Source organism: Streptomyces phaeochromogenes (genome assembly GCF_001418655.1).
GTDB classification, from domain to species: domain Bacteria; phylum Actinomycetota; class Actinomycetes; order Streptomycetales; family Streptomycetaceae; genus Streptomyces; species Streptomyces phaeochromogenes.
The window spans coordinates 1-11,807 of record NZ_LIQZ01000208.1 but is presented as its reverse complement, the minus strand read 5'-3'; the positions used below and the strand labels follow the sequence as shown (position 1 = coordinate 11,807).

At 68.9% G+C, this 11,807-nt stretch carries 6 protein-coding genes; 3 read left to right on the top strand and 3 right to left on the bottom strand.

Translation table 11 applies throughout. The annotated features are described in order from the left end of the window. Positions 1 to 304: 304 nt before the first annotated feature. Positions 305 to 571, bottom strand: a complete 267-nt coding sequence (rpsT, locus tag AOK17_RS26825; RefSeq protein WP_055615123.1) for a 30S ribosomal protein S20 — start codon at positions 569 to 571, stop codon at positions 305 to 307. Positions 572 to 825: 254 nt separating this feature from the next. On the opposite strand from rpsT, the gene lepA reads away from it, so the two are divergent. After that, on the top strand, positions 826 to 2,694 hold the full coding sequence (gene lepA / locus AOK17_RS26820) for a translation elongation factor 4 (RefSeq protein WP_055615122.1): 1,869 nt from the start codon (positions 826 to 828) through the stop codon (positions 2,692 to 2,694). Between the two features lie 308 nt (positions 2,695 to 3,002). Then, on the top strand, positions 3,003 to 4,877 hold the full coding sequence (locus AOK17_RS26815) for an AMP-dependent synthetase/ligase (RefSeq protein WP_055615121.1): 1,875 nt from the start codon (positions 3,003 to 3,005) through the stop codon (positions 4,875 to 4,877). 58 nt (positions 4,878 to 4,935) lie between these two features. Here the strand turns inward: AOK17_RS26815 and AOK17_RS26810 are convergent, their stop codons facing one another. Beyond that, positions 4,936 to 5,520, bottom strand: a complete 585-nt coding sequence (locus AOK17_RS26810) for a response regulator (protein WP_055615120.1) — start codon at positions 5,518 to 5,520, stop codon at positions 4,936 to 4,938. Between the two features lie 18 nt (positions 5,521 to 5,538). After that, a complete protein-coding gene (locus AOK17_RS26805; RefSeq protein WP_245697368.1) occupies positions 5,539 to 9,636 on the bottom strand; it encodes a HAMP domain-containing protein in 4,098 nt (1,365 codons plus the stop codon). Between the two features lie 211 nt (positions 9,637 to 9,847). On the opposite strand from AOK17_RS26805, the gene AOK17_RS26800 reads away from it, so the two are divergent. Beyond that, on the top strand, positions 9,848 to 11,807 hold a 1,960-nt coding region (locus tag AOK17_RS26800; protein ID WP_079053304.1), incomplete at its 3' end, for a SpoIIE family protein phosphatase.

Genomic DNA, 11,807 nt, shown 5'->3' with positions numbered 1-11,807 from the left:
GGGGGCTCCGCCCCCAGGCCCCCGTATCGCGCTGACGCGCTCGTCCTCAAACGCCGGACGGGCTGAAATGCGCCGGTCACGCCCCCAGCGCCCCCGCAACACAAACCTCGCCGCTACAGCGCAACCCCCACACGCCAAAGGCCCCGACCCTCCCCCTGGGGAAGGGGGAGAAGCTGGGGCCTCGGATCGTGCGGGGGACTCGTACCCGCGTGGCGAACGCAGATCGCGTACGAGTCGGGGTGCCGGTCGGGAGCGGATGAGAGAGGGCCCGCTCAGGTCCTTCCGGCGGTCAAATCAAGTGAGTTCAGCCCTTGAGGGTGGAGACCTTGGAAGCAAGCGCCGACTTCTTGTTGGCGGCCTGGTTCTTGTGGATGACGCCCTTCGAGACAGCCTTGTCCAGCTTGCGCGAAGCCTCGCGCGCGGCCTCCGTGGCCTTCTCGACGTCACCCGCGGCAGCAGCCTCACGGGCCTTGCGGATCGCGGTCTTCAGCGAAGACTTGACGGCCTTGTTGCGCAGCCGAGCCTTCTCGTTGGTCTTGATCCGCTTGATCTGGGACTTGATGTTCGCCACGAATGAGCCTTCTCAGGTTCTGGCACGCGAGAAACGAGAACGGGAAACGAAACACGCCCCACCCACACGCCTCACGCGCCGTTTGGTTTCTTGAGGATGTGCCTCCTGCAGAGAGGGCATGAGACACAGCTGTTCAGGCTACCAGTCACCGCACGAGTGGCCCAAACCGGTCGCACGCCCCCGCCCGTGGGACCATGGAGCCTACGTATCGATCCGACCCGAGGCGACAGGCGCCTCAAGAGACAGGACCCTGCGTGCCCGCGACCCCTAACAATGTGCCCGAGCCGAGCCGTACCGCCCCGGCGCTGCTCCGCAATTTCTGCATCATCGCGCACATCGACCACGGCAAGTCCACGCTCGCCGACCGGATGCTCCAGCTGACCGGCGTGGTCGATCAGCGGCAGATGCGCGCTCAGTACCTCGACCGCATGGACATCGAGCGCGAGCGCGGCATCACGATCAAGTCCCAGGCGGTCCGGCTGCCCTGGGCCCCGACCGAGGATCCGGGCAAGACCCACATCCTCAACATGATCGACACCCCCGGGCACGTGGACTTCACGTATGAGGTGTCCCGGTCGCTCGCCGCCTGCGAGGGGACCGTCCTCCTCGTGGACGCCGCTCAGGGCATCGAGGCGCAGACTCTCGCCAACCTCTACCTGGCGATGGAGAACGACCTCAAGATCATTCCCGTACTGAACAAGATCGACCTCCCGGCCGCCCAGCCCGAGAAGTTCTCCGAGGAGCTCGCCAACCTCATCGGCTGCCAGCCCGAGGACGTGCTCAAGGTCTCGGCGAAGACCGGCATGGGTGTGGACGCGCTCCTCGACCGGGTCGTCCGTGACGTCCCGGCCCCGGTCGGGGTCGCCGATGCGCCCGCCCGCGCGATGATCTTCGACTCGGTCTATGACTCGTACCGGGGCGTGGTCACGTACGTCCGTGTCATCGACGGGCAGCTCAACAAGCGCGAGCGCATCAAGATGATGTCGACCGGTGCCACGCACGAGCTTCTTGAGATCGGCGTCTCGTCTCCCGAGATGACGCCGGCCGACGGCATCGGCGTCGGCGAGGTGGGCTACATCATCACCGGCGTGAAGGACGTCCGTCAGTCCAAGGTCGGTGACACGATCACCAGCAAGGACAAGGGCGCCACCGAGGCCCTCGGCGGGTACAAGGACCCCAAGCCGATGGTCTTCTCGGGTCTGTATCCGCTGGACGGCTCGGACTACCCCGACCTGCGCGAGGCGCTGGACAAGCTTCAGCTCAACGACGCCGCCCTGGTCTACGAGCCGGAGACCTCCGCGGCCCTCGGCTTCGGCTTCCGCGTCGGCTTCCTCGGCCTGCTGCACCTCGACGTCATCCGTGAGCGCCTGGAGCGCGAGTTCAACCTCGAACTCATCGCCACCGCGCCCAACGTGGTCTACCGCGTGATCATGGAGGACGGGAAGGAGCACACGGTCACCAACCCGAGCGAGTTCCCCGAGGGCAAGATCGACAAGGTCTTCGAGCCGGTCGTCCGGGCCACGATCCTCGCTCCCAGCGAGTTCATCGGCTCGATCATGGAGCTCTGCCAGACCCGCCGCGGCACCCTCCTCGGCATGGACTATCTGTCGGAGGACCGGGTCGAGATCCGCTACACGCTCCCTCTCGCCGAGATCGTCTTCGACTTCTTCGACAACCTGAAGTCCAAGACCCGCGGGTACGCCTCCCTGGACTACGAGCCCACCGGCGAGCAGGACGCCTCGCTGGTGAAGGTCGACATCCTGCTGCACGGCGACCGCGTCGACGCCTTCTCCGCCGTCACGCACAAGGACGCGGCGTACGCGTACGGGGTGCGGCTCGTCGCCAAGCTGCGCGAGCTCATCCCGCGCCAGGCCTTCGAGATCCCCATCCAGGCCGCCATCGGGTCCCGGGTCATCGCCCGCGAGACCATCCGCGCCATCCGGAAGGACGTCCTCGCCAAGTGCTACGGCGGTGACATCTCCCGTAAGCGGAAGCTGCTGGAGAAGCAGAAGGAAGGCAAGAAGCGGATGAAGATGGTGGGCTCTGTGGAGGTTCCGCAAGAGGCCTTCATCGCCGTTCTGTCCAGCGACGACGCCGCCGGCTCGGGCAAGGGCAAGAAGTAGCCGCCGGCCCGGTCGTCGGACGGCCGCGGAATCACGGGCCCGTCGCGCTTTCGCGCGGCGGGCCCGCCGCGTCAACGGACTGCCGCGTTCCGCCCACGCTCTGTAGGAAGTGACAGCACGCCGCCCCTTACGCACCGGGCGGACGGGCTTTACTCTGATCACCACTCGTTGGTTACTCGTGAGTTAAACAACGAGTGCGCTGAGCCAGTCGCCAGTGAGTCACCAGCACCAATCTGCCCCTGAGCCAACTGTCAGAGCCAACCGCAATCAGCCAGCCACACGCACTGTCGCGGGCCCCGGAGGATGTCGTGAGCGACACACAGACCCTGATCGAGAACCGTCCGCCGTCCGTGGCGGCCCTCTTCCTGGAGCGCGTGGCGGCGACGCCGGACGCGGAGGCGTACCGCTACCCGGTGCCGCCCGCCTCGGGCGAGGGCCCGGACGACTGGAAGTCCCTGAGCTGGGCGCAGGCGGCCGACCGGGTCTACTCGATCGCGGCCGGCCTGATCGAGCTGGGCGTGCAGCCGGAGCAGCGCGTCGCGCTCGCCTCCTCGACCCGCGTCGAGTGGATCCTCGCCGACCTCGGCATCATGTGCGCGGGCGCGGCGACGACCACGGTGTACCCGCAGACGAACGCCGAGGAGTCGGCCTTCATCCTGGCCGACTCCGAGAGCAAGGTGCTGATCGCGGAGGACGCGGCGCAGCTCGCCAAGGCCCTGGACAAGCGCGGTGACCTGCCCGAGCTGACCCAAGTCGTCGTGATCGACCCGGCCGGCGTGGAGTCGAGCGAGTGGGTCCTCACGCTCGCCGAGCTGGAGACCCGCGGCGCCGCGTACCTGGAGAAGAACCCCGACCTGATCAAGGAGAAGGTCGGGGCGATCACCAAGGACCAGCTGGCCACCCTCATCTACACCTCCGGCACCACGGGCCGCCCCAAGGGCGTCCGGCTGCCGCACGACAACTGGTCGTACATGGCGAAGGCCATCGCCGCGACCGGTCTGGTCGGCCAGGAGGACGTCCAGTACCTGTGGCTGCCGCTCGCGCACGTCTTCGGCAAGGTGCTCACGTCCGGCCAGATCGAGGTCGGACACGTCACCGCGGTCGACGGCCGCGTCGACAAGATCATCGAGAACCTGCCGGTCGTGCAGCCGACGTACATGGCCGCCGTGCCCCGCATCTTCGAGAAGGTCTACAACGGGGTCGCGGCCAAGGCACGGGCCGGCGGCGGCGCCAAGTACAAGATCTTCCAGTGGGCGGCCGGCGTCTCCCGCGAGTACGCGAAGGCCACGCAGGACAACTTCCGCCGCACCGGCACCGCCTCCGCGCCCTTCGGCCTCTCGGCCAAGCACAAGGTCGCCGACGCGCTCGTCTACGCCAAGATCCGCGAGGCCTTCGGCGGCAACCTGCGCGCCTGCGTCTCCGGCTCGGCGGCCCTCGCGCCCGAGATCGGCTTCTTCTTCGCGGGCGCCGGCATCCACATCCTGGAGGGGTACGGGCTCACGGAGTCGTCCGCCGCCTCCTTCGTGAACCCCGGCGAGGCGTACCGCACGGGCACGGTCGGCAAGCCGCTGCCCGGCACCGAGGTGCGTATCGCCGACGACGGCGAGATCCTGCTGCGCGGCCCCGGCATCATGGAGGGCTACCACGGGCTGCCCGAGAAGACCGCCGAGGTCCTGGAGTCCGACGGCTGGTTCCACACCGGCGACATCGGCGAACTGTCCCCCGACGGCTATCTGCGGATCACGGACCGCAAGAAGGACCTCATCAAGACCTCGGGCGGCAAGTACATCTCGCCCGCCGAGGTCGAGGGCCAGTTCAAGGCCGTCTGCCCGTACGTCTCCAACATCCTCGTGCACGGCGCCGACCGGAACTTCTGCACCGCGCTCATCTCCCTCGACGAGCCGTCGATCCTCGGCTGGGCCGCGGACAACGGCCTGTCGGGCAAGTCGTACGCCGAGGTCGTCGCCGCCCCCGCGACGGTCGAGCTCATCGACGGCTACGTCAAGACCCTCAACGAGGGCCTCCAGCGCTGGCAGACCATCAAGAAGTTCAAGCTCCTCCCGCGCGACCTCGACATCGAACACGGCGAACTGACCCCCAGCCTGAAGCTGAAGCGCCCGGTCGTGGAGCGGGAGTACAAGCACTTGATCGACGAGATGTACGCGGGGTCGCGCGAGGCCTAGCCGCGCAGCGGGTTCTCCGCGAGGAGTAAGCAGCTCGGAGCGTTCTTGGGGGGCGGGGTCACAGACCCCGCCCCCTTCGCATTTCGCGCAGCAGGTCTTCCATGTGGCGTATGTGGTGGCGGAGTTCGAGGACGTCCTCGAGGTCGCTGGTCGCCATGTGGGTCTCGATCGCGCGCAGGCGGTCGGCGAGTTCGTCGAACTGCGCCTGCTCGCGGGCGAGCATCCGCTCCAACTGCCGGTTCTTGCGGTGCAGATCGAGGAAGACGGTCACCTTGGCACGCAGCACCCAGGGGTCGAACGGCTTGGTGAGATAGTCGGCGGCTCCGGTCGCGTACCCGCGGAACGCGTAGCCCGCGTCGGAGTCCGTGCCGGTCAGGAAGATGATCGGTACGTCCTTGGTCTGGTCGAGCCGCTTGATGTTCGCGGCCGTCTCGAAGCCGTCCATGCCCGGCATCCGGATGTCGAGCAGAACGACGGCGAACCGCTGCCGCAGCAGCGCCTTCATCGCCTCCTCGCCCGAACGGGCGCGTACGAGCGGTTCGTTGAGGGACCCCAGGACGGCCTCCAGCGCGATCAGGTTGTCCTCCATGTCGTCCACGAGGAGGATGCTGGCGCGCTCGTCGGTCGAGCCTTCAGTGCTCATGGTGATTGACTGCCTGCCTCACTGGTTCGCCGGCGGGACGGTGGGCTCCTCCGATGCGACGGACTCGGGCGCACCGGAACCGGCGGGTTCCGCTGCGCCGGTCGCGACGGAGAGGCCCTGCTCCTCGGCATCCGTGCTCTCGGGGTCCAGGAGCGCGCAGACGACGGTCAGCAGCTGATCGACGTTCACCGGCTTGGGTACGTAGTCGTTCGCACCGCGTGCGATGGACTTCTCTCGGTCGCCCGGCATCGCCTTGGCGGTGAGGGCGACGATGGGAAGTCCGGCCCAGCGCGGAGTGCGGCGGATGGCGGAGATGGTCTCGTAGCCGTCCATCTCCGGCATCATGATGTCCATCAGTACGAGCTGGACGTCGGGATTGCGCTCCAGTGTCTCGATGCCCTCGCGCCCGTTCTCCGCGTACAGGACGGGCATCCCGACCCGGCCCAGTACGTGGGTGAGTGCGAAGACGTTGCGGATGTCGTCGTCCACGATCAACACCCGCCGCCCGGGGAGAACTTGGCCTGCTCGCCCCGCCTTCCACGCCTCCAGTTTGGTGGGTGTCGGCCAGCTGTCGTCCTGGTCGTGGGCGGTGTATGGCTCGGTGGACAGCTGCTCGGGCAGGGGCACGGCCCGCTCCTCGGCGCCCGGCTCGGTCGCCGAGTGCCCGGGGCTGACGACCGGCACGTACAGCGTGAAGGTGGACCCGCTGCCGGGCATGCTCTCGGCGATGATGCGGCCGCCCAGCAGGCCCGCGATCTCCCGGCTGATGGACAGGCCGAGGCCCGTGCCGCCGTACTTGCGGTTCGTCGTGCCGTCGGCCTGCTGGAACGCCTCGAAGATCACCGGGAGTTTCTCCGGGGCGATGCCGATGCCGGTGTCGGAGACCGCGAAGGCGATCACGTTGTCGCTCTTCTCGCGGGTGTAGCGGTGCTCGGGGTCCTTGACGCGGTTGACGCGCAGCTCGACCCGGCCCGTCGCGGTGAACTTGATCGCGTTCGAGAGCAGGTTGCGCAGGATCTGCTGCAGCCGCTGCTCGTCCGAGTACATCTCGCGTGGTACGTCCTCGCCGACCGTCACCTCGAAGGCGAGCCCCCGGTCCAGCGTGAGCGGCCGGAACGTGGCGTGGACGTAGTCGAGCAACTTGATCAGCGGCAGCTTCTTCGGGCGTACGTCCATCCGGCCGGCCTCGATCTTCGACAGGTCCAGGATGTCGTTGATCAGCTGGAGGAGGTCGGAGCCCGAGCGGTGGATCGTCGTCGCGAACTGCACCTCCTGGTCCGAGAGATGGCCGTCCGGGTTGTCGGACAGCAGCCGGGCCAGGATCAGCAGCGAGTTGAGGGGGGTGCGCAGCTCGTGCGACATGTTCGCCAGGAACTCGGACTTGTACTGGGAGCTGGTGGCCAACAGCGCCGCCTTCTCCTCCAGTTCGGCGTTGGAGCGCTGCAACTCGGCCTGCTGCATCTGGAGTTCGTCCGAGCGTTCCTGCAGCTGCATGGCCAGGCGCTGCGACTCGCCGAGCAGGGACTCCGTACGGGAGTTGGCGATGATGGTGTTGATCGCGACGGCGATGGTGTTCACGAACTGGTCGAAGAACGCCAGGTGCACGTCGGAGAAGCGGGAGAAGGAGGCCAGCTCGATCACACCGAGGAGCTTGTCCTCGAAGAGGATCGGGATGATGACCACGCTGGCGGGAGCCGCTTCGCCGAGCCCGCTGTTGATCTTGATGTAGTCCGGCGGGGCCTCCTCGACGAGGATCCTCTTCTTCTCGCGGGCCGCCTGCTGGACCAGGCCGTGCACCGGGAGGCCGCCCGTCTCGACCGTGGCGCCCTGCGCCGAGCCGTACCCGGCGATGAACGCCAGTCCCTTCGTGGGAACGGTGGTGCGCAGGGAGGCGCTCTCCTCGTCCGGGTCGGCCAGGAAGAACGCGCCGTACTGGGCGTTCACCAGCGGGGTCAGCTCGCGCAGGAGCAGGTCGGCGACCTCCATCAGGTCGCGGTGGCCCTGCATCAGCGCGGCCAGCCGGGCCAGGTTGGACTCCAGCCAGTCCTTCGCTCGGGTGGTCTCGCGGAGGTTGGACACCATCAGGTTGATGTTGTCCTTCAGCTCGGCGACCTCGCCCTGTGTCTCCACGGTGATCGAGCGGGACATGTCGCCCTGGGCCACCGCGGACGCCACCTCGGCGATCGCGCGGACCTGGGTGGTGAGGTTGGACGCCAGCTCGTTCACGTTCGTCGTCAGGCGCTTCCAGGTGCCGTACACACCCTCCACCCGTGCCTGGCCGCCGAGTTGGCCCTCGGAGCCGACCTCGCGGGCCACGCGGGTGACCTCGGAGGAGAAGGAGGAGAGCGTGTCGACCATCGTGTTGATCGCCGTCTTCAGCTCCAGGATCTCGCCGCGCGCGTCGACGTCGATCTTCTTGGAGAGGTCGCCGTTGGCGACGGCCGTGGTGACCTGGGCGATGTTCCGGACCTGTGAAGTCAGGTTGTCCGCCATGTAGTTGACGTTGTCCGTCAGGTCCCGCCAGACGCCGGACACACCGAGGACCTGGGCGCGGCCACCGAGCCGTCCGTCGGTGCCGACCTCGCGGGCCACGCGGGTCACCTCGTCGGCGAAGGCGCGCAGCTGCTCCACCATCGTGTTGACGGTGTCCTTCAGCTCCAGGATCTCGCCGCGCGCGTCGACCGTGATCTTCTTGCCGAGGTTGCCGTTCGCCACGGCCGTGGTGACCTGGGCGATGTTCCGCACCTGCGAAGTCAGGTTCAGGGCCATGAAGTTGACGTTGTCGGTGAGGTCCTTCCAGACCCCGGACACGCCCCGCACTTGAGCCTGCCCGCCGAGGTTTCCCTCGGTGCCGACCTCGCGGGCGACGCGGGTGACCTCGTCGGCGAAGGCGGAGAGCTGGTCGACCATGGTGTTGATGGTCGACTTCAGCTCCAGGATCTCGCCCTTCGCCTCCACCGTGATCTTCTTGCCGAGGTCGCCCTGGGCCACGGCGGTGGAGACGAGCGCGATGTTGCGGACCTGTGAAGTCAGGTTGTCCGCCATGAAGTTGACGTTGTCGGTGAGGTCCTTCCAGACCCCGGACACGCCCCGCACCTGCGCGCGCCCGCCCAGGTTCCCTTCCGTGCCCACCTCGCGGGCGACGCGGGTGACCTCGTCGGCGAAGGCGGAGAGCTGGTCGACCATCGTGTTGATCGTCGACTTCAGCTCCAGGATCTCGCCCTGCGCGTCGACCGTGATCTTCTGGCTCAGGTCGCCGTTGGCGACGGCCGTGGTGACCTGGGCGATGTTCCGCACCTGTGAAGTCAGGTTCGAGGCCATGAAGTTGACGTTGTCGGTGAGGTCCTTCCACACCCCGGACACACCGCGCACCTGGGCCCGGCCGCCCAACTGGCCCTCCGTACCCACCTCGCGGGCCACGCGGGTGACCTCGTCGGCGAAGGCGGAGAGCTGGTCCACCATCGTGTTCACGGTCAGCTTCAGTTCGAGCAGCTCACCGGTCGCCTCGACCGTCACCGTGCGGGTCAGGTCACCGCGCGCCACCGCCGTGGTGACCAGGGCGATGTCCCGGACCTGGGCGGTCAGCCGGGACGCCATCGTGTTCACGGCCTCGGTCACGTCCCGCCAACTGCCCGACAGGCCCGTCACCTTGGCGCGACCGCCCAGCCGCCCCTCCGTGCCGACCTCACGGGCCACCCGGGTCACTTCGCCGGTGAACAGGGACAGCTGATCGACCATCTTGTTGACCGTCCGGCCCAACCGGCGCAGGTCACCCCGTAGTTGACGGTTGCCGTCGTGCAGGTCGACGCGCTGGGTCAGGTCGCCGCCCGCCACCGCGTCGAGCACCCGTGTCGCGTTGGCGGCCGGCGCCACCAGCGCGTCCAGCAGCTGGTTCACGTCGTTGACCCGGGTCGTCCAGTGCCCCTGGCCCGGGCTCGCGGAGAGCCGCTCGTCGAGCCGGCCGTGACGGACGAGCTCGCGGCGGACGCGCTGCACCTCGGAGTTGAAGTGCAGGCTGCGGTCCAGGATCTGGTTGAACACCGTGACCAGCTCGGCCGCCAGCCCGTGGCCCGATTCGGGCACCTTGCTGAAGTCGCCGTCCCGGGCGGCGGTCATGGCGGCGAGCAGAGGACGCAGATCTGATGCCCGAATCTGTCCGTCTTCGAGCACACGCGTAGCACTGTTCTCACTCATGGTGGCCCAACTTCGGTAACTCGGCGCTTATGGGCGTGGCCAGTCTGTCACTCTGTCCGCATCGTCTGAGGCGTATCGTCCGAACTGCTCAGGGAGCCGCACAGTGGGGCCCATACCGACGCAACGGGAGTCCATGTCCCGTGCTGCTGGTGCGCCAGAGCGCCCGCGGGCGGTGGCACGTACGTCCTTACCGGGCAACCCTCTCGCGCCGGGCGCCGCCCGTCGGTTCGTCCGCACAGCGCTCGCCGAATGGACCGAACTCGCCCTGCCCGGCGCCGAGTTCATCACCGATCTGCTCGTCGCCGACGCCATGGTGGTCGTCAGTGAACTCGTCACGAACGCGGTGGTGCACGCCGGCACGGACGTGGAGCTGCTGTGCCGGCTCGGCCGTTGCTCGGAGGACTGCCCGGCAGCCGCCGGAACCGCACGGGCGTTCACCTCGCACGACGGCTCGGGCATCGACACGCACGACGGCTCGCGCAGCAACACGGGCGACGGTTCGGGCAACGACTCCAGGCCAGGGCCCGGCCCCGGTTCCGGCGTCCTCGTCATAGAGGTCTCCGACCATCACCCCGCGCGCGTGGTGCGCGACGACGGGGCCGAGCGGCCCTACGACATCGTCGAGTACGGCCGGGGCCTGCACCTGGTCTCCGCGCTCTCCGACGCCTGGGGCATCACCTACCGCACCGGCGTCAAGACCGTATGGGCACGCCTGCCCGTCGACGGGACCGCGACCGCCGAGGAGGAGGCGGAGCCGGAGGCGTACGACGGCGAACATGCGCTGCGGCGCGGGCAGCGGGCCGCCGAGATCCTCGCCCCCGCACCCCGCCGCGGCATGCAGGACCAGGACTGGCGCAGCCGTGGCGTCCTCTCCTTCCTCGCCGAGGCCTCCGACCTGCTCGCCGGGCAGCTCGACGAGGACCTGGTCGCCGCGCTCACCGGGCAGCTGCTCGTCCCGCGGCTCGCCGACTGGTGCGCGGTGTGGCTGGAGGACGAGGCCCCGGGCCGCTCCGACGGAGGTGTCGTCGGCGGGCCACGGCTCGCCCGCGTCTGGCACGGCAGCGAGAACCGCATCGAGGAACTGCGCCGGCTCCTGGAGAAGGACCCGCCCGAGCTGCCCGAATCGGACCGCGCCGGGCCCGTGCCCGTGCCGTGGCCCGCCGAGGTGCTGGGAGCGCGGGCGACCGGCGGATCGGCACTCGCGTTCCGGCTGATCGCGGGCGGCAGACCGCTCGGCACGCTGGTGATCGGCCGGGCCGGGCAGACCCGCTTCCCCGACGAGATCACGGGGCTCGTCGAGGACCTCAGCCGCCGCGTCGCGCTCGCCATCGGCGCGGCCCGGCAGTACGCGCGCCAGGCCACCATCAGCCGCGTACTGCAGCGCGGACTGCTGCCCGGGGCGGTCGCCGAGATCCCCGGCGTACGCAGCGCGCTCGTCTACGAGCCGTGCGACAAGGGCGGACCCAGCGGGGACTTCTACGACCTCTTCCCCGCCGGCGACGGCCGCTGGTGCTTCGCCCTCGGCGACGTACAGGGCAAGGGGCCCGAGGCGGCCGTGGTGATCGGCCTCGCCCGGCCGTGGCTGCGACTCCTCGCCCGGGAGGGGTACGAGGTGCCCGACGTCCTCGACCGCCTCAACCAGCTGCTCCTCGACGACGCGACCGAGGCCGCCGACGCCGCCGCCCGGGCCCTGGTGTCCGCGGGCGGCACCGGGCTCGCGGACGAGGGGCCGCAGACCCGCTTCCTCTCCCTCCTCTACGGCGAGCTGGTGCCCTTCGACGGCGGAGTGCACTGCACGGTCGCCTCCGCCGGGCACCCCCTGCCGTTGCTCCTGCAACCGTCCGGGAAGGTCGGCGAGGTGGCCCAGCCGCAGACCCTCCTCGGCGTCTTCGAGGACGCCAGCTACCTCTGCGGCACCTTCGAGCTGCGCCCCGGCGACAGCCTCCTGTGCGTCACGGACGGCGTGACCGAGCGCCGCAGCGGACACCGGCAGTTCGACGACGACGACGGCCTCGCCGCCGCGCTCACCGGGTGCGCGGGCCTGAGCGCCGAGCTGATCGCCGAACGGATCCGCCGGCTGGTCCACGAGTTCG

Coding starts and splice junctions, on each gene's coding strand:
- AOK17_RS26810 (WP_055615120.1), bottom strand. CDS start 5,520: ATGAGCACTGAAGGCTCGACCGACGAGCGCGCCAGCATCCTCCTCGTG.
- AOK17_RS26805 (WP_245697368.1), bottom strand. CDS start 9,636: ATGACCGCCGCCCGGGACGGCGACTTCAGCAAGGTGCCCGAATCGGGC.